Genomic DNA, 18,663 nt, shown 5'->3' with positions numbered 1-18,663 from the left:
AATGACTACGATGCACCCATTAAAAGTCGCCGATATCCGCCGCGAGAGCGCCGACACTGTCTCGATCGCCTTTGAGGTGCCAGCGCACCTGGCCTCGACCTACCGCTTCCAGCAGGGCCAGTACCTGCAACTGGAGGCGCAGTTGCAAGGTGAAGCGGTACGGCGCTCTTATTCGATTTTCAGCGCCCCCACCGACGGCGAACTGCGCGTAGCCATCAAGCATGTGCCCCAGGGACGTTTCTCGAGCTACGCCAACACCCAACTGGCGGTAGGCGACGCATTGCTGGTGATGCCACCCGCAGGCTCGTCGTACCGTCCGGAACCGCAGGCGCAGGTCCATCACTGCCTGGGCATGGCCTCAGGCAGCGGCATCACGGCGCTGCTGCCGATCATCAAGACGACCCTGGAAAACGATGAGCGCAGCCGCTTCACCCTGGTCTATGGCAGCCGCGACCGCGCCAGCATGCTGTTTGGCGAACGGCTGGAGGCACTGAAGGGGGTGTATGCAGAACGTCTGCAACTGATCCTGCTGTTCAGCCGTGAAGCCAACAACAACGGGCTACCGTCCGGGCGCCTGGACATCGCCACCTGTGATTGCCTGTTCCGTGAATGGGTCGACGTCAGCCTGCTCGACGCGGCTTTTATCTGTGGCCCACAGGCCATGGTCGAGACGGTGGGTGGGGCGCTGAAGGATTACGGCCTGGCAGCCGAGCGCCTGCATTTCGAACGTTTTGCCGAGCCACAGCCTCTGCGCGAGGCGCTGCCCTCCTGAACCGCGCGGGCCTTGCGCTGCCTGGCAGCGCAAGGCGAACGTTCGCTCAATCGCGGTCGCGATGGTCGGCGACGCCGCGCATCCAGTAGCCCTTGCTGCGGACCAATCGACGTGGAATCGAACAGGCCTCGGTGAGGTAGTCACGCACCTCATTGACGCACTGCGCTTCGCCGGCGATCCAGAACTGCCCGACCCCCGACGGCAATTGCAGACTGTCGATACCCTGGAGCAACAGATTGCTGCCGGCGGGATGCTCATCGCGGAAGAACCACTCGCAATTGACTGCGGCCAGTGAATCCAGCGCTTGCAGTTCGGTCATGGTTTCGGCCTCCAGCACCACCAGGGCGCGGTCCCCCGGCGACAGGCTCTCAAGGATGCTCATCACCGCCGGGGTGCCGGTTTCGTCTGCGGCCAGCAGCATCCACTCGGCATCTTCCTGGGGCTGAAACCCACCTCGCAACGCCGAGCAACCGATCTGATCGCCGAACTGTGCCTGCTCGACCCAACGTCCGGCCGGACCATGGTCATGGCGCACAAAGTCGATGTCGACATTGCCCGACTGCGGGTAGTGCCGGCGGATGGTGTAGGCCCGGCTGACCTGGCTGCCGCCACTGGGCAGGAACAGCTTCAGCCATTGCGAAGGCTGGCACGGTAGCGCGGTGGCGAACAGGTCGCCCTTGAAGGTGACACGCCGCACCAGCGGCGTGACATCGCGGATATCGATCACATCGAGGTTGTACTTCAACTTCTTGCGGAACTCGAACATGAATACTCCAGATTTACTTGGCTTTCGCCTTGGGTGAACGGGCCAGCCAGACAATGGCCAGGACAGCGCAGAACAGCCATGCGCTGGCGAGGGAGAAATCGTTCAGGGCCAGCATATGCGCCTGCCGGTCGATGGTTCGCGCCAGCGACTCGAGGGCGCCCTGGGCCGACAGCCCGAGCGAGTTGAGGTTGTCCTGGGCCTGGGCGCTCCAGTGGTCGAACGGCGTCATGCGCTCGGCCAGGTCGACCTGATGCTGGCGTGCCCGGTGATCCCAGAACGCAGGGCCCAGTGACACCGCGAAGCTGGCGCCGGTCATGCGCAGGGCGTTTTGTAAGCCGAGGGCCGCCGGAATTTTCTCCGGTGGCAAGCGCGACAGCGAGATCGCCACCAGCGGGGTGAACAGGAACGCCGTGCCGGCGCCCATCAGCACCGAGTTCCAGCCGATGAACTGAATGTCCAGGTTGGTCTCGAAGTACATGCGCCACAGTGATGCGCCGATCCAGCAAATGAACGCCATGCTCGCCAGTACCCGCGCGTCGGCATGCTGCATCAGCCTGCCGATGAAGGGCGCCAGCACCACCCCGGCGATCCCCAGGGGGGCGGTGGCGATACCGGCCCAGGTCGCGGTGTAGCCCATTTCGGTTTGCAGCCACAACGGCACCAGCACCAGCGAGGCGAAGTACAGGGCAAAGCCCAGGCTCACGCTCAGGGTGCCGATGGCGTAGTTGCGCTCCTTGAACAGGCGCAGGTCGAGAATCGGGTGTTGCGCGGTCAGCTCCCAGGTAATAAGGGAGGCGAACCCCAGCACGGTAATGACCGCCAGGACCCGAATCGGCGTGGCAGAGAACCAGTCCAGGTCCTGGCCCTTGTCGAGCAGGATCTGCAACGAACCCACGGCGACCATCAGCAGCAGCAGGCCGACCACATCCACCGGCAGCTTGCGCGTAGGGTTGTCCCGCCCGCTCAGCACCTGGCCGAGGGTCAGCAGGATGAAGATGCCAACCGGCACGTTGATATAGAAGATCCACGGCCAACTGATGTTATCGGTCAGGTAGCCGCCGAGGATCGGGCCGCACACCGGCCCCAGGAAGGTGGTCATCGACCACACCACCAAGGCCGTTGTACGCCGCGCAGGCGGAAAGATCGCCACCAGCAGCGCCTGGGACAACGGCGCCAAGGGGCCGCAAACGGCGCCCTGGAATACCCGGAACACCAGCAACGAAGTCAGGTTCGGGGCCAGGCCGCAGCACACCGAGGCCAGCACGAACAGCACCACGGCGCTGAGGAACAGCTTGACCTGGCCGAAGCGCTGGGCCAGCCAGCCGGTGAGCGGCAGGCCGATGGCCAGGGAGATGCTGAACGAAGTCAGCACCCAGGTGCCCTGGTCAGGGGCCACGCCGAGGTTGCCGGAAATGGTCGGCACCGCGACGTTGGCGATGGTGGTGTCGAGCACCATCATGAAGTTGGCCATGCCGATCGCCAGCGCGCCGAGGACCAGCGTGCCACCGCTCAATGGCTCGATGGGACGCTTGGCGCTGCTCATCGCTCGTTCCTCGAGACGCTCAGTTTCGACACTTGCAGGTTCTCGGCGATGATCCGGTTGACCAGCGCTTCGCTGCCGCTACCGATGTTGCCGTAGACCTCGGTGTTGTCCTGGACGCTGGTGGGGGCCTGCTCGTCCGGCTCACCCAGGGTGGCCTTGGCGGTCATCGACAGGCCGATGCGCAGTGGGTGGCGCAACACCTCTTCGCGGTCCAGGGCGATGCGCACCGGTACCCGTTGCACCACCTTGATCCAGTTGCCGGTGGCGTTCTGCGCCGGGATGGTGGCGAACGCCGCGCCGCTGCCGGCTTCGATACCCTGGATGCGGCCGTGGTAGACCACGCTCTCGCCATACAGGTCGGCAAACAGTTCAACACGCTGGCCGACCTTGATCTGGCCCAGTTGCGACTCTTTGAAGTTGGCCTCGACCCAGACCTTGTCCAGCGGCACCAGGCCCATCAGAACAGTACCCGGTTCGATGTGCTGGCCCACTTGCACCGCGCGCTTGGTAATCAGGCCATCCACCGGCGCCGGGACCTTGGTCCGCGCCAACGCCAGGTAGGCTTCACGCACACGCTCGGCGGCAGCGGCCACCTGCGGATGGTTTTCCACGGTGGTGCCCTGGATCCGCGCCTGCAGGCCGACCAGTTTGGCCTCGGCCGCGCGCAGGCCGGATTGGGCGATCTGCGCGGCTTCCTCGGCGTGGTGCAGGTCTTCCCCGGACACCCCGCCCTGGGCAATCACTGAACGGCGCCGTTGCAGGTCCTGATTGGCCCGGTTGGCTTCGGCCTGGCGCAGCTTGACCTGGGCGGTCAGGTCGTTTTCTTCGGCGAACAGGCTGTTGACAGTGCGTACGGTCAGGGCCAGTTGGTGGGTGGCGGCGTCCAGGCTCAGGCGCGCATCGGCCGGGTCGATTTCGACCAGGGTGTCACCGGCCTTGACCGTATCGGTGTTCTGGATGTTCACCGCGGTGGCCGTGCCGCGCACCTGGGCGGAAATCAGCACCACGTCGCCACGTACATAGGCGTTGTCGGTGCTTTCATAGAGGCGGCCATACACCCAGTACCACAGGGCGGCAGCCACGGCCGCCGCCAGGGCGACCAGGGTGATGAGCAGGAAAATCGGGCCGCGGCGCGACTTGGCCGGAGCCGGGGCTGGGGTTTGGGTGGCGTCAGTCATGGGAGGTTCCTGCAAGCGTAGTGGAGTTCTGATCAGCTTCTTTCCAGCCGCCGCCAAGCGCGCGTAGCAGGCCGGCATGGTTTTGCAGCGCCGAGGTTTTCAACTGGACCAGTTGCATGCGCGTATCGAGCACCCGGGTCTGGGCATCGAGCACATGCAGAAAATCGGTGAGGCTTTGCCGGTAACGCAGGTTTTCCAGGTCGTAGACCTGTTCGGCCTCATCCAGCCCCTGCACGGTTTTCAAGCGCTGGCCTTCGATGGCGCGCAGTTGCGAGACATGCCCGGCCACTTCGCTCAGGGCATTGACCAGGGTCTGGTTGTAACTGGCCACCGCTTCGGCGTAACCGGCCTGTTGCGCCCGGTACTGGCCACGCAGACGCCCGGCGTCGAAGATCGGCAAGGTCACCGCCGGGCCCACGCCATAGGTGCGGCTGTCGTGGTGGAACAGGTTCTGAAAACTGAAACTCTGAAAGCCTGCGAATGCGAGCAGGTCGATGTTCGGGTAGAACGCCGCACGCGCCGCGCCAATGCGTTTGCCTTGCGCTTCGACGCGCCAGCGCTGGGCGACCACATCAGGCCGGCCACCGATCAGCTCGGCAGGCAGATGCCCCGGCAAGGCCACGCTACGCCGAGGGTCGGCGACCTTGGGCTGCCATTGCTCGCCCCAGCCCGGACCCTTGCCGGCCAGGGCCGCCAGGCGCAGTTGATAACCGCGGGCGGCGCCTTGCAGGCGCGCCTGCTCGGCTTCGAGCAACGGGATCGGCCCCCGTGCCCGCACCACGTCGACCTGGGTGCCCAGGCCGGACTTCAGCCGGTCTTCGCTCAGGCGCAGGATGCTGCGGCGCTGCTCCAGGGTCTGGTTGACGATGGCCTGCTGCTCGAGCACGCCGCCCAAGGCAAACCAGGTTTCCACCAGGCTGCCGCTGAGCGCCAGACGGGCCACCGCCTGATCGGCCTGGGCGGCGCGCAGGCTGCCCACCGCCGCTTCGTTCAGGGACCGGTTCAGGCCCCACAGGTCGAGGTTGTAACGCCCTTGCAGCAGCGCTTGGCCATCGGTGTGCCAGACCCCGGCTTCATCGGCGCCGGTCTTGTAGTTCTGCGAATCCTGGCTGCGCAGGATCTGGGTCATGGCCGACAGGCTCGGCCGGGTGTTGGCCAGGGTAATGCCGGCGTCGGCTTGCGCCCGGTCGATGCGCGCGCTGGCAATCGCCAGGCTTGGCGATGTCTCCAGGGCGGCAGCCAGCAGGCGGTCGAGGTCGGCGTCGTTAAAGCTCAGCCACCAGCGATCATCCGCCTGGGATGCGGGTTGGGTCGCGGCGTGCTCGATGTCCAGACCGGCTTCGAGCTGTTCGGGTGACAAGGGTTTTGGCGGTTCGGGGCTATGCCCGGGGCTGACGCAGCCGGGCAATGCCAGCAGCAGACAGACCGCCAGCCAATGCTGAATCGAATGAGAGGGTTCCATCACAACATCCTTGGAGGGTTGGGTTGCAACGGGATGATAGGTAGCCCCTGGCATATTGAAAATTGCAATTAACCGAGACTAGACTTGCGTTTCTTGCAACAAGGAGCGTGCAATGAACCTACCTGATCTGAACCTGCTACTGACCTTCGATTCGATGCTGCGCGAAGGCAGCGTCACCGGCGCCGCCGAGCGCATGAACCTGAGCATCCCGGCCATGAGCCGACGCCTGGCGAACCTGCGCGAGGCCATGGGCGACCCGCTGTTCGTGCTTGCCGGACGCCGCCTGGTGCCCACCCCCCTGGCACTGGAACTGGCGCCGCAGGTGCACAACCTGCTCGAAGAGGCGCGCAATGTGCTGGGCACTAAACAGAAGCTCAACCTGGGCACGGTAAAGCGAGTATTCACCCTGCGCACCGAGGACGGCTTCACCGGTGCCTGGGCCCTGCGCCTGAGCCAACGGGTGGCGCAACAGGCCCCGCATGTGACCTTGAGTTTCATGTCCCAGGGCAACGAGGATGTCGCCGCCTTGCGCGACGGCCTGATCGACCTCGACATCGGCATCGCCGGCCCCCTGGGGCCCGAGGTCTACAAGCAGCGCCTGTACATCGACACCTTTGTCGGCGTGGTCAACAACCAGCACCCCCTCGCGCGCCAGAGCAGTGTCAGCGCCGAGGACCTGGTGGCCTTCCCTCACCTGTCGGTGTCACGCCGCGGCCGCACCCGCGGGCCGCTGGACCTGGAGCTGGAAAAGGTCGGTTTGCAACGCAAGGTGCAGTTGGTAGTCCCGGGCTTTCAGGCGGCCATGCAACTGGCCAGTTCCTCGGACATGATTGCGGTGATCCCGCGGCGCTTCGTCGAATGGTCGTTGCCGCTGCTGCCACTGCACATTTTCCCGCTACCGCTGGAGACCCCCGGCGGCGAGTTCTGCCAGGCCTGGCACCCACGCGTGAACAATGATCAGGTACATCGTTGGTTGCGCCAACTGGTGCAGGAATGCTCCAGCAGCTGAATCGGTTGTCCTGCGACGGGCGCCAAATGCGAGCGCCCTGCAGCCGCCCCCTCAGACAAAAAAACCGCCCACAGTAGCCAGCGACAAAAAGCACCCACAACCCCTCCTCCAGGCAATCGTAGATTGCGTGTTTCGAAATTTACATCCAGTCACACTTATCTCTAAGTTGTCGTCCGTGCAAACCAGCATTTACCCCATAACAACGGCGCGCCCCCCATGGGTAACCAGTGCGCGTGGTTTTATTGATACCGGAGCAGACTAATGATGGATCGTAATGGCTTCTCTCTTGATCGTCGGGGCCTTCAAACCTCGCAGGAGTACCTGGCAAGCCTGCGGGATGGCAGGGAAGTCTGGATCAACGGCGAGCGGGTCGAGGATGTCACCGAACACCCTGCGTTTCGCAACGCGGCGCTGATGAATGCGCGCTTCTACGATGCGCTGCATGACCCCAAGCTGCGTGACAAACTCACCGTTGAGATCGACGGCGCTCCCGGCCTGCGCTGCCACCGCTTCTTCCAGGCGCCGCGCACGGTCGAAGAACAGGTCGCCGCGCGCGATGCGATCGCCGAAACCGCACGCCTGAGCTATGGCTGGATGGGTCGCACCCCGGATTTCAAAGGCGCCTGGATCGGCACCTTCGGCCCTAACCGCGACCTCTATGGCGAGTACGCCGAGAACGCCACCCGCTGGTACAACTTCAGCCGTGAACGCCTGCCGTTCATCAACCATGCCGTGGTCAACCCGCCGGTCGACCGCAACCAGGACCCGAACACCTCCAACGTCTTCGTGCGCGTCGACGAAGAAACCGCGGACGGTCTCTACATCAGCGGCGCCAAAGTGGTGGCCACCGGCGCGGCACTGACCCAGTACACCTTCGTAGCCCACTACAACGTGATGTACCAGGACAAGAAGTACTCGCCGATCTTCATGATCCCCACCGGTGCCAAGGGCGTGAAGCTGATCTGCCGGACCTCCTACGAGCAGGCGGCGAGCAAGAACGGCAGCCCGTTCGACTACCCGCTGTCGAGCCGCATGGACGAGAACGATTGCATCCTGATCTTCGACCGGGCCTTCGTACCGTGGCAGGACGTGTTCATGTATGGCGTGGAGATGTCCAACAGCTTCATCCAGAAATCGGGTTTCTTCGGCCGCACCCTGATGCACGGCTGCACCCGCCTGGCGGTGAAGATGGACTTCATCTGCGGGCTGTTCCTCAAGGCCGTGGAAATCTGCGGTACCCGTGACTTCCAGGGCGTTCAGGGGGCAGTGGGCGAAGCCATCGCCTTGCGCCACATGCTCTGGGGCCTGTCCGACTCCATGGCCTATCGCACCGAAAACTGGAACGAGGAATTCCTGCTGCCCAACCTGGAATCGGCACTGGCCTACCGCGCCACCGCTGGCGATGCCTACAGCCGGGTGATCAACCTGATCCGCAAGACCGTGGCCAGCGGCCTGATCTACCTGCCGTCCCACGCCAAGGACTTCCTCAACCCCGAGGTGCGACCGTTCCTGGACCAGTACGCCCGCGGCTCCAATGGCATCGACGCCGAAGAACGCGCCAAGACCCTCAAGCTGCTGTGGGACGCGATCGGCACCGAATTCGGTTCGCGCCACGAACTGTACGAGGTCAACTACTCCGGCAGCTACGAGAAGAGCCGCCTCGACACCCTGCACATCGCCAGCCATTCCGGACGCACCGAGCAAATGCGCGCCCTGGCCGAACAGTGCATGGCCGAGTACGACCTCAATGGCTGGACCGCCCCGGACTTCAAAAAGGCGTACGCGGCACGTTGAGGCCGTCGCGTAACTGAACATTCGCTGTCGTCGAGGGGCTGCCGCCCACAGGCCAATCCCGCCTGTGGATACAGCCCCCTCACGCGTGCACCGCACGCTTGAGTGTACGCACACCTCCATGTGTGAATCCTTTCAGCGCTGCTGATGGATACACCTTAGAAGAACATTTCCAGCTTGTCGGCTGCGTTCTGTGCAAAAGTCCATTGCACGGTTGCAGGCGATGCAACATAGCGCCTGAACGCCGTCGCGCTCCCTCGCCGCGCCCTACCCGCCCTATTGCCATCGACGCCCTGGCCAGGACGGCTGTCTTGCGCCCGGATGGCGGGCACCGGGTAAAAAACATACAATTTTGCTGGCAGCATAAATTGGCTCATCGCTGATCAAGCAATAACAAACTCCTGTAATTGGTATTTATGGCGCAGGCGCTTTCGGCCGAGAAGTTTTACCCTGGGTTCGCGCGCAATACCCGGATGAGCAGCTGTGCTTTATCGTTGACGAAGCAGAAGAAAAACACGTCAACGGCTGCCCGGTCTACACCTTCCAAGAAGCGTCTGGCTTCAAGCAATATCTGCGGGTCGTAGCCATGCTCGCCGGCGCAAGCCTCGCCTTTGGACAAACGCGTTGATAAGGACCGCTACATCTGTGCAAAACCGGGGCATGGTGTTGAGTCCTAGCAGAGGGCTGCGGCTCACGCGCCTGTAGTGGCGGGTACGCGGCCCGGGATGCCCATTGTGATCAGTACCAGCACAGCGGTAGCGAAACGGTATCGGCAACGAAGGTGAACGGCAAATCCAGGAGCACAAGCGGACCAATAAACTGTGCGAGCTGATATTCAACCTCAAGCCCCTCATAGCAGTCATACGAACCATGGGAAACTGCTGCAGTCCAGGCACAGCCACCCACTTGTGAGATGGCCAATATCAACATGAGCTTCTGTAGCATGTAATGTCCTTATTACCTTTCCGTTGTCTGTCCTATAGACGCTATCGTGAAAAGTTAGTCACCTACCTCCCCCTGCGCGCCCAACGGCAACCAGCGATCCAGACTGCTCGGGTTGAGACAATCTCAAACATAGGGCAATCTTTCAGAGACTCATGCCCAGAAAAGGAGTTCTCAGATGGCATTTTCACCGAGGGAGCGAACCGCACTGCTCGCGCTCAAGGGCGTAGGCCCAACCGTTATCACCCGCCTCGAGCAAATGGGTATTGAATCGCTGGCAGAGCTCGGCAAAGCGGACGTCAGTGACATCCTGGCTCACGCATCAGCCGCACTAGGCTCGACCTGCTGGAAGAACAGCCCTCAAGCCCGAGCAGCCATTACCGCCGCCGTTGACCTGGCGAGAAGCACTCCAGAACACTCGCTCGCCGGCTAGCATGGTTCGATCATCTGCGCAGGTGCCAGCCAGCACCTTTCCAATGGTGGCCGGATAACGTTCAGACGGGGTTACCGGCGGTATAAAAAGGCAACGCATGGACCTGCAATTCAAGCGACTCAGTGAAATCAGCAGCGCCGATATCATCGAGCTCAACAACAACCCCGATGTCTTGCGCCACATGCCCTTGGGCCGCCCTGACTTTGACGAAGCCAAATGCTCAGCGTGGGTCGCCGAAAAAGAGTCACAGTGGCTGCTCAATGGATATGGCCCATGGGCTTTTTGGGTGAATCAGACATTTGCCGGCTGGGGCGGTTTGCAGCAAGAACAAGGTGATGCAGACCTGGCCCTGGTTTTACACCCGGACTACTGGGGCTTGGGCAAGGCAATTTTTGATGAGATCGTTCGGCGAGCCTTTCAGGAGATGGGACTGGGGTCGGTCACTGTCTTGCTTGCGCCAAGCAGAACACGCATCAAGGGTATTCTTCGAATAGGCTTTCGCCGTGATGGAGAGGTCGAGGTCGACGGCATACGCTTCGCTCGCTACCGGCTTCTTGCGAGCACTCGCGCTTGCATCCAACGACGGTAACGGGTGATTTTCTGCGGCTGTTTGCCTATGGCTTTTCTCTCCCGTGCAGGGCTCGCCCCCGTGCAAACGGCCATAGAATTTGCAGCTGTCGACGCCAAGCGCCAACAGGTCAGTGAGCAGATCGCAACGTTACAGGCGCTGGACCGTCACCTGGTCGAACTCAAAGGCGAGATGAACGCGCTGTTCGGCCAGCAAACCCAGGCCTGTCCTCGTACGGCTGGATCGCTCGCCTGCCAAGATAGCTGAACGCCGACCTCAGGCTATCCTCCGCAGAGCGCGGGCTGAAGCCCAGTTCCCGGCGCGCCTTGGCGATGCTGTACTCCTGGCGCACGTCATGGAACAGGCGTACCTGGCTCAGCAGCAACTGCGCCGGCCTGCCGGTCAGGCTCGCTATCCGCTCCTGTACCCAGGCGACACACATCAGCAACCAGCGCGGTGCTCGCGGAGGCTGACGATACCCCGGCACCCGTGCATTGGCCGCCTCCAGCAGATCGGCCAGTGACGAGGAGCGCTCGTTCGCGAGGATGTAGCGCTGCCCTGCCCGGCCCTTTTGCGCCGCCAGAATCAAGCCCTGGGCGACGTCACGCACATCGACGAAATTGAAGTGAAACCCCGGGTCCAGTGGCATCTGATGTTGGCGCACGGATTCGAGAAAGCTCATGGTGTCGGTCAGTTGCGTCGCATTGGGCCCGATCATGGCCGAGGGCAAGACCGAGACCATCCACAGGTCCAGCTCCCGCGCAGTCTGCCAGGCCATTCGCTCGGCGAGGATCTTCGACTTGTAGTAAGCGTTTTCGGTCTCGTCGTTCCAGGTGTCTTCATCCAGCGGTTGACCATCATGCCCGATCGCGGCCACCGAGCTGACGTACACGACCCGTTTCACGCCCGCGCGAGACGCGGCCTGCAACGCATTGCGCGTACCCCGCACATTAGGTTCGACGATCTCGGCTTCTGGCCGCCTGGCCCAATGCCTGAACACCGCAGCCACCTGGAACAGTACCTCGACCCCTGCCATCGCCTTGAGCAGGGACGGTTCATCCTGCAATTCGGCATAGACGAGCTCGCAATCCAGCCCGTCAAAGGGCTCGGTCCTTGTCGTATCGCGCACGCCGGCCCGCACACGGTAGCCCTGATCGAGCAACGCCCTGACCAGGGTATTCCCCAGATGCCCATTGGCGCCTGTCACCAGACACAACTTGCTCACAGAACCTCCTTGTGACAGAACCCTGCCGCGTTTAATCGCCACAGCTTAAAGTCTGTCCCTAGGGGCATAGTCAAGCGGATACTGGGCAGTAGTTCTGATTTCACACTTCGAGCGGGAAACAGCGTCGTCAGGTGATTCGCCAATGCCTGCCCGACCACGGCCATCCAAGAGCACGATTGCCGTCAGCGTCCCCCGCCGATCAGAACGTGTAGGCCACTCCTGCCTGCACCGTGCGCGGAGCTCCAGGGTAGACATAGCTATTGAAGGCCCCTTCGTCATACCCCTTGTTGAACACGTTCTTCACGTCCAGGTTCAGGCGCACGTGCTCGTTGACCTTGTAGAAGCTCAGCAGGTCCACCACGCTGTAGCGTTCCATGGTGTAGGTCAGCGCTTCGGTTTGGCCACTGCGATCGTCCACGTACTTGACCCCCACCCCCAGGCCCAGGCCCTTGGCCAAACCGTCCTGGAACTCGTAGGTGTTGAGCAGGCTGAAGCTGTTGCGCGGGATATTGGCCAGGCGTGTGCCGGTGGGCAGGCGATTGTCCTTGGTCACCTCGGCATCGACGTAGGCGTAGCCGCCGATCATCCGCCATTCAGGGGTGATGTTGCCCGCCACGTTGATGTCCAGGCCACGGCTGCGTACCTCGCCGGCCGCCAGGCTGTAGTCGGTGTTCAGCGGGTCGCGGGTGAGCACGTTTTGCTTGACGATGTGGTACACCGCGGCATCGACACTCAGTTGCCGATCCAGCGCCTCCCACTTCACGCCCAGCTCATAGGACTTGCCTTTCTCCGGGTCGAAACCACCGCCGCCGGCCGGCGTGCCGGTGTTGGGTTTGAACGAGCGGGCGGTGTTGGCGTAGACCGCGACCGTGTCGCTCAGGTCGTAGAGCAGGCCAAAGCGCGGGGTGACGCCGTTCTGCCCTTTGCTGAAATCGCGGCTGTTGACGAGTTTGTCGTCATAGTCGTGCTCGAAGCGTTCAAAACGCACCCCGGCGAGGGCCTTGAGGCGCTCGGTCAGGGCCACCTGGTCCTGGATGAAGAAGGCCCAGGTCTGCAGGTTCTCCTTGTCCCAGGTGGTGACGCGGGTCAGCGCCGGGCGCGCCTGGCCAAGTACCGGGTTGTAGATGTCGATCGGGTAGGTACCGTTCGCCGCCGAGGAGCGCCGGATGATCGAGTTGTAGTCGTAGTCCTCGTACTCGACGCCGGTCAGTAGCGTATGGGCGAAGCCACCCGTGTCGAAATGACCGGTAAGGTTGAGTTGCCAGTCGCGGTCGGTCCATTCCAGCTTGCGGTAGTTGAAGTTGCGTTGCAGGGTGCGGCCGTCGGCCGGTGCGCCGTTGGCCTCCACGGCGTTGCCCTTGAGCGAGCCGTCGAGGAACTGGAAACCACCGCCCAGGGTCCAGTTGTCGTTGAGCAGGTGCTCGAAACGCACTTGGGCCATGTTGTTGTCGTTGTGCAGCAGGTTGTCGCTGCCTTTCTCCCAGATGTAAGTGTCGCGGGAGGCGCTACCGGTCTGGGTGCTGTAGCGGGTCAGGCCACGGTCGAGTGGGTGATTGTTGCGCATGAAATCGCCCTCGAAAACGACCTTCGTGCTGTCGTTGACCTGCCAGCTGATCACCGGTGCCACGTCGTAGCGTTCACTCTCGACATCGTCACGGAAGCTTTCACCGCCCTCACCGAGCACGTTCAGGCGGTAGGCGAGGCTACCGTCCTGGCTCAGCGGGCCCGTGGCGTCCAGGGTGGCGCGGTGCATGCCCTGGTCGTCGAACTGGCTGCCCAGGATGACCTTCGATTCGGGCAGCGGTTGCTTGCTGACCACGTTGAAGGTGCCGCCGGGGTCACCGCGGCCATAGAGGCTGGTGGCCGGGCCGCGCAGCACTTCCAGGCGCTCGACGGTGTTGGCGTCGGGGGCGTTGGGGTAGCCGCGGTTGATCGGGAAACCATTGCGGTAGAACTCGCCGGTGGTGAAACCGCGTACGGTGAAAGTGGTCAGGCCCTGGCCGCCGAAGTTGTTGGCGCGGCCGACGCCGCCGGCATAGTCGAGGCCATCCTGCAGGCGGGTGGCGCCGGTGTCCTCCAGGACATCCTTGGGCACCACGCTGACCGACTGCGGGGTTTCGTGCAGGGCAGTGTCAGTGCGTGTCGCACTGGCCGAACGGTTGGCTTTATAGCCCTCTACAGGCCCATCGGCACGCTCGTAATCGATCGCGTCAGCATTGATGCTGACTGCTTCTAGCTGAATGTTACCCGCCGCAAGAGGCGGTTCTGAGGCCCATACGAGTGAAGGCGCAGCGTGGAGCAGACACAGCGAGACGATCGTGCGACGCATCGATTGCGGTTCCAGAACAGGGAAGAACGGACAGTGAGGGTGAAGAGCGGCGATGGTATATGGTAACAATTCGTATTAGCAATAATTTTTCTGCAATCCACCCTCCCCTGGCGAGTCTCCTCAGCGGAATGAACGTCCGGGTTCACGCCACCTTTACGCCATCGAATCCGGTAAGCGTATTGGCCGGGCGCTTACCCCATCGTCAACTGTCTCCCGGTACAGGCCATTTCGACCGGTTCTGCCTGTAGCTCTGGCTCCCAGAAATCTTCCCATGTACTTTTAGCCATGGGAGTGGCGCCCCATCTGATCTCCTCGAGTGTTCGTCCGATCGTCGGCCCCACCCGTGAGGCCATCGTACAAGTCGCCGCAGGACGAAAGACAGAGGCGATAAAACGGGCAAGACGCCCGCTACCTGCCTGAACGATATGTAAGGATCATGGATGATTGAGGTGAAGGATGTATCGCCCCCAGTTGGGCGAAAAGGGCAATACCAGGCCGAAGCATTACTGGTGTTCGTGGCCTTGGGATGGGGCCTGGGTTTTCCGCTGATGAAAGAAGCGGTGACCGGCAACCCGGTCCTGGTAATCCTCTGGCTGCGTTTCGCGCTTGCCGCACTGGTGGTGCTACCTTTCGCCTGGCGCAGCCTGAGCCAACTTAACCGTGCCGGGTTCAGCGCCGGCGTACTGCTCGGCACGCTGTTGTTCTGCTCATTCTTTTTGCTGATCTACGGCTTGCAGTACACCACGGCGGTCAACACCGGCTTTCTTGCCGGGCTATGCGTAATCTGGGTACCGCTGCTGGCAGGCCCACTGTTCAAAGTACCTACCGGTACCGGCACCAAGATCGGCGCGGTGCTAGCCCTTGCGGGGATCTTCGTGATGTCCGGTGCCGACGTGCAACAACTGCACAAAGGCGACCTGCTGGTGGTGTTTGGCTCGATATTCACGGCGTTGCACATCCTGGCCCTTGACCGGCTCGGTCACAAGGCTGGCAGCGCGGCTCTGGCCTTCATCCAGATCGCTACCATGGCCATTCTGGGCCTGCTGTGCAGTGTGTTTATGGTGGGTCAGGTATTGCCGACGCATCTGGATGCAAGTGTTGTTCGAGCGGTGGTGATCACCGCCGTATTGGCGACAGCATTTGCGTTCTGGGTCCAGACTCGCTTTCAACAACGGACAACCCCGGCACGAGCGACCTTCATCTATAACCTTGAACCGGTGTTCGCTGCGGTATTCGCAACACTGATTCTCAACGAGTCGTTGAGCCCGACGGTCTTTCTCGGCGGTGCAATCATTGTGCTGGGTATTGCCCTGTCGGAGTACTGGCCGGCCCTTCGCGGATATTGGCGCAGGCAAGCCGCGTCCTGACCGGGTGCACACCAGGAGACACAGAAGGAACGATGACCGCCTGAACGCCAGAGACGTGCAGGTGGTGACCGCACGGCGGCGATGATCCGTAGCGTATTTCTTTCCCAGGAAGGATCAAATGGCAGACAAAGTACACGACTACGAAGTTCAGGTAACTTGGATGGGTAATGAGGGCACAGGAACGTCAATTTACCTCGGTTGTTTTGAGGCCGAAGGTAATCTTGGCGTCGGGGTCTGACATCGAAAAAGCTAAGGCACTTCACCGGATCGCACACGAAAAATGCTTCATTGCCCGTTCGGTTAACTTCCCCGTCAGTCATGAACCCGAAATATCGATAGGCCTGGATAGCTAACGTAACTAGAAATGCTGCTCACGTAGATGGGCACCATTTCTGTTTCGCGCAGCTACCAACGGCAGCCCCACCCACTAGCGGCAGCACGGGCAATGTCAGGCGACGGGGCAAGTGGCGAGCCGACCAGCGTCATCACCAGGCCGATGGTCGCCGACGCCCATATATGGACGGCCAGCAGATAGAGCTGCCAGGTAAAGTCCTGGTCCGTCGCGAACGTCGGCGAGGAAGACGCTCAGCCAACAGCCAGACGATTGCGCCCAGCCGCTTTGGCGATGTAGAGCGCCTGGTCTGCTTTATCGAGCAACGATTGCCATTGATCCAGGTTCGCTCCCGGCATGGAGGAGAGGCCGATGCTCACGGTAACATGCCCAAAGGGACTGCTTTCGTGAACGATATTTTGTCCGTTCAATCGATCAAGCATCAGCTGTGCAACCACCGTCGCCCCTGCGATGTCGGTATTGGGCAGGATCACAGCCATTTCCTCGCCACCGTAGCGGGCCAGCAGATCGGTTGGCCGCCGGACACATTCTGCAAGCACACTACCAACCTCCCTCAGGCACGCATCACCCGCAAGATGACCATAGGTGTCGTTGTACAGCTTGAAATGGTCGATATCGATTATGAGTAATGCCAGGAGGGTCTCATCCCGCTGGGCTCGATGTACTTCCATGGCCAGCGTCTCGTCGAAGCAGCGCCGGTTCGCCAGACCGGTCAGCGCATCGTTCATTGCCAATCGCTCGAGCTGCTGGTTGGTCTCGAGTAGTTGCTGCTGCGCCACCAGCAACGCCCCTTCTATCTCGATCCTGCGTCGGATATCGCGGATCAGCATCCACCCGATGATTCCGGTGACCCCAAGCAGGCCCGACACCGCCAACAGCGACAACACCGCTTCGAGCTTCCAGGACGCCAGTGCCTCGCGCTTGCCCAACGCGACAGTGGTCACCAGCGGGAGCCTATCGCTTTTGCGAAAAGCGTAAAGCCGCTCCACCCCGTCCAGGCTGGAGGTGAATGAAGCCGTTCCCACCGTTTTATCGACCAGGTACTTGGCGTAGATCGGAGACGTTGAAAAATTGCGTCCCATGTCCTGCTCGCGAAACGGATAGCGCACCAGCATCGAACCGTCGGTGTAAGACAAACCGATTGCGCCTTCCTGCCCTAAATCGATCTTGCCGAAGAGCCGTAGAAAATTTTCGATCCCCAGGGTAACCGCCACCACTCCAGCAAAATTGCCCTGTGCGTCATTGAATCGACGGCTGATGGTGATCACCCATTCCTGGTTGGATCGGCTGCGGATTGGCAGGCCGATAAAGGGCTCGCGGGAAGGATCGTTGAGGTGATGAATGAAGTAAGCCCGGTCGCTGCTATTGGCGCCTGCCGGAATCGTGCGGTTGGATGACATCAACCACCGGCCTTGCTTGTCATAGATGGTGACGCCGCTCATCTGTGGCATCAGCGGCTGCTGACGGCTAACGAGCAGACTCAGGCGATCGATCTGCGCGGGGTCGCTGCCTTCCGTCTCCAGACGCTCGACCAGGCCAAGCAGCAAAAGCGAGCTCTGCCTGACGATGCCGTCAGCATAGGTGGCGAGCGCCTGGGTCAAGTTCAATCCATGAATGTTGATTTCTTCCAGTGCTCGATCTCGCGAGGCCACCACTTTCCACAAGGTCAGCGATGCCAAGGAACAGCCAATCACCAGTAGTAAAAGAATAACGAGGTGGATATCACGCTTCACGTCAGTACCTGATGGAGAGTCCGGATTCTCGCGCGGGCTGTCTAGGGCCGCAGCAGAAGGCAATTCCTGGCCTTGGCCAACAATACAAGGAGTGCAACGAAAGCGCAGCAGGGAAAGGCTGGTGGCATGTTTTGTCCATCGTGATCATTTCGCTTTTGGTGAGGATCAAAAGAAACCCGGTCGCCAAGCCGGGGTCTTCATTGGCCGCCATTCGTCCAATGCGCGGCACTCCTCACGGCTTTAGCATCTCTGAATGTTAAGCGTGGATGTCCCGCGCATCAGAACGGAGAGCCCGCATGGAAAGTGACGAGAATGCACCTGGTAACAGGTCGCAGCAGAACGTAACCCGAACAACCACTAACGAAACCGGCCATGATGCCCGGCGTGATGAGCCTGAGGTCCCTCTGCCGCCGGATGATGAGACACCTGTCGAGCAAGAGCTTTCTGACATGCATACCAACCATTCGCAACCAACCGAGCGTCCGCAAGCAGTCAATAAGGGCCGCACCGATCAGCCTGACGCCGACTCACAGATGAACGATCAGGATGAAAACAAGGAACCCCGCGGCGTACCTGCAAGCGACCCTGAATCGGGCGCCTGAGTCTATTCAAACATTCCGATTGCCCGCTCAGCGCGGGCATTTTCATGGCTCAAATTTACTGCAGCCAGGGTAGCCTTCGGGAGGCCTGGCCCCTGACAAAGCAGTAGTACAATGCTATGGAACAACACCGGCAGCCCGCGCACCTATTGCGCTTGCAAGCTACTCAGGTACTTTTTGCAAAAATCAGATTCTGAAATTCTATCGGCTCGGCCTTCCCAACCCTTATACGGAGCGTCGGGGGTGCCCATTATTTCATCCTTGACCTTGTCAGTCATGGCGGTTAGCTCTGCAGCGCTCTTATTGATACCGTGCGCTCGCATGTACTGCCCGGTTTCGAGGGCAGCGTTGGTAACGACTGATGGGTCGACGTTGCTCCCCATCGAATAGGCCACCGCACAACGGTTAGCTTGGTAGATGTGACCCTCAGGGTTCTCGCAGCCGTGCAAAAACAGAAACGCTGTTGCGATCAGCGCTGAGCAGGTTTTATAAGCCTTCATTTTCCTTCCCTGTAATGATTTTTGGCAGAAGCGTTCTCGGCAGGGGTTATACCGCGTGTTGCAATTGCCGCCGAGCGGATTGAAGGAGGTGGCC

17 protein-coding genes are annotated in these 18,663 nt (G+C 61.3%); 8 read left to right on the top strand and 9 right to left on the bottom strand.

Going from position 1 to position 18,663, the window contains the following annotated elements; genetic code table 11:
* Window position 1 precedes the first annotated feature (1 nt).
* Entirely contained in the window at window positions 2-772 is a 771-nt protein-coding gene (locus KHO53_RS20290; RefSeq protein ID WP_050990030.1) for an FAD-binding oxidoreductase, read from the top strand.
* Window positions 773-818: 46 nt separating this feature from the next.
* Here the strand turns inward: KHO53_RS20290 and KHO53_RS20285 are convergent, their stop codons facing one another.
* The 4 genes from KHO53_RS20285 to KHO53_RS20270 are packed head-to-tail and all read right to left on the bottom strand — an operon-like array spanning window position 819 to window position 5,721.
* Window positions 819-1,538, bottom strand: a complete 720-nt coding sequence (locus KHO53_RS20285; protein WP_010225473.1) for a siderophore-interacting protein — start codon at window positions 1,536-1,538, stop codon at window positions 819-821.
* A 13-nt stretch (window positions 1,539-1,551) separates the two neighbouring features.
* The gene (locus KHO53_RS20280; RefSeq protein ID WP_100782307.1) at window positions 1,552-3,081 is read right to left on the bottom strand and encodes a DHA2 family efflux MFS transporter permease subunit; all 1,530 of its coding nucleotides are present in this window, start codon (window positions 3,079-3,081) and stop codon (window positions 1,552-1,554) included.
* The gene (locus tag KHO53_RS20275; protein ID WP_213570714.1) at window positions 3,078-4,259 is read right to left on the bottom strand and encodes an HlyD family secretion protein; all 1,182 of its coding nucleotides are present in this window, start codon (window positions 4,257-4,259) and stop codon (window positions 3,078-3,080) included. The genes KHO53_RS20280 and KHO53_RS20275 overlap by 4 nt, the downstream gene beginning before the upstream one ends.
* The gene (locus tag KHO53_RS20270) at window positions 4,252-5,721 is read right to left on the bottom strand and encodes an efflux transporter outer membrane subunit (protein WP_213570713.1); all 1,470 of its coding nucleotides are present in this window, start codon (window positions 5,719-5,721) and stop codon (window positions 4,252-4,254) included. The genes KHO53_RS20275 and KHO53_RS20270 overlap by 8 nt, the downstream gene beginning before the upstream one ends.
* A 112-nt stretch (window positions 5,722-5,833) precedes the next feature.
* On the opposite strand from KHO53_RS20270, the gene KHO53_RS20265 reads away from it, so the two are divergent.
* The 3 genes from KHO53_RS20265 (at window position 5,834) to KHO53_RS25650 (ending at window position 9,149) form a co-directional block, all read left to right on the top strand.
* Window positions 5,834-6,730: a LysR family transcriptional regulator gene (locus tag KHO53_RS20265; protein ID WP_159388379.1), complete on the top strand. Its 897-nt coding sequence runs from the start codon at window positions 5,834-5,836 to the stop codon at window positions 6,728-6,730.
* 261 nt (window positions 6,731-6,991) lie between these two features.
* On the top strand, window positions 6,992-8,524 hold the full coding sequence (locus KHO53_RS20260) for a 4-hydroxyphenylacetate 3-hydroxylase family protein (protein WP_010225482.1): 1,533 nt from the start codon (window positions 6,992-6,994) through the stop codon (window positions 8,522-8,524).
* 403 nt (window positions 8,525-8,927) lie between these two features.
* Window positions 8,928-9,149, top strand: coding sequence for a PglD-related sugar-binding protein (locus KHO53_RS25650; protein WP_309475131.1), 222 nt, complete (start codon window positions 8,928-8,930; stop codon window positions 9,147-9,149).
* 110 nt (window positions 9,150-9,259) lie between these two features.
* Here the strand turns inward: KHO53_RS25650 and KHO53_RS20250 are convergent, their stop codons facing one another.
* Window positions 9,260-9,466 carry a YceK/YidQ family lipoprotein gene (locus KHO53_RS20250; RefSeq protein WP_010225486.1) on the bottom strand — a complete coding sequence of 69 codons (207 nt, stop codon included), beginning with the start codon at window positions 9,464-9,466 and terminating at the stop codon, window positions 9,260-9,262.
* 175 nt (window positions 9,467-9,641) lie between these two features.
* Between KHO53_RS20250 and KHO53_RS20245 the strand changes: the two genes are divergently transcribed.
* Complete coding sequence (locus KHO53_RS20245) at window positions 9,642-9,896, top strand: hypothetical protein (protein ID WP_010225488.1); 255 nt, start codon at window positions 9,642-9,644, stop codon at window positions 9,894-9,896.
* Between the two features lie 97 nt (window positions 9,897-9,993).
* Window positions 9,994-10,485: a GNAT family N-acetyltransferase gene (locus KHO53_RS20240; protein ID WP_010225490.1), complete on the top strand. Its 492-nt coding sequence runs from the start codon at window positions 9,994-9,996 to the stop codon at window positions 10,483-10,485.
* Window positions 10,486-10,645: 160 nt separating this feature from the next.
* Here KHO53_RS20240 and KHO53_RS20235 read toward each other — a convergent pair whose 3' ends face one another.
* Both KHO53_RS20235 and KHO53_RS20230 read right to left on the bottom strand, forming a co-directional pair.
* Window positions 10,646-11,689: an NAD-dependent epimerase/dehydratase family protein gene (locus KHO53_RS20235; protein WP_081839636.1), complete on the bottom strand. Its 1,044-nt coding sequence runs from the start codon at window positions 11,687-11,689 to the stop codon at window positions 10,646-10,648.
* A 199-nt stretch (window positions 11,690-11,888) separates the two neighbouring features.
* Window positions 11,889-14,018, bottom strand: a complete 2,130-nt coding sequence (locus KHO53_RS20230) for a TonB-dependent siderophore receptor (protein WP_159388378.1) — start codon at window positions 14,016-14,018, stop codon at window positions 11,889-11,891.
* A gap of 440 nt (window positions 14,019-14,458) precedes the next feature.
* Between KHO53_RS20230 and KHO53_RS20225 the strand changes: the two genes are divergently transcribed.
* Window positions 14,459-15,385, top strand: coding sequence for a DMT family transporter (locus tag KHO53_RS20225; RefSeq protein WP_051636735.1), 927 nt, complete (start codon window positions 14,459-14,461; stop codon window positions 15,383-15,385).
* Window positions 15,386-15,970: 585 nt separating this feature from the next.
* On the opposite strand, the gene KHO53_RS20215 is transcribed toward KHO53_RS20225, so the two are convergent.
* On the bottom strand, window positions 15,971-17,470 hold the full coding sequence (locus KHO53_RS20215; RefSeq protein WP_213570712.1) for a sensor domain-containing diguanylate cyclase: 1,500 nt from the start codon (window positions 17,468-17,470) through the stop codon (window positions 15,971-15,973).
* Between the two features lie 296 nt (window positions 17,471-17,766).
* Here KHO53_RS20215 and KHO53_RS20210 point away from each other — a divergent pair, with 296 nt between their 5' ends.
* A complete protein-coding gene (locus KHO53_RS20210; RefSeq protein ID WP_213570711.1) occupies window positions 17,767-18,072 on the top strand; it encodes a hypothetical protein in 306 nt (101 codons plus the stop codon).
* A 143-nt stretch (window positions 18,073-18,215) separates the two neighbouring features.
* Here KHO53_RS20210 and KHO53_RS20205 read toward each other — a convergent pair whose 3' ends face one another.
* Window positions 18,216-18,569 (bottom strand): hypothetical protein, encoded by a 354-nt coding sequence (locus KHO53_RS20205; RefSeq protein WP_036994614.1) that lies wholly within the window; start codon window positions 18,567-18,569, stop codon window positions 18,216-18,218.
* Window positions 18,570-18,663: the final 94 nt, after the last annotated feature.

The organism is Pseudomonas sp. RC2C2, assembly GCF_018390435.1.
GTDB classification, from domain to species: domain Bacteria; phylum Pseudomonadota; class Gammaproteobacteria; order Pseudomonadales; family Pseudomonadaceae; genus Aquipseudomonas; species Aquipseudomonas donghuensis.
This window is presented reverse-complemented; position numbering and strand designations above follow the sequence as displayed.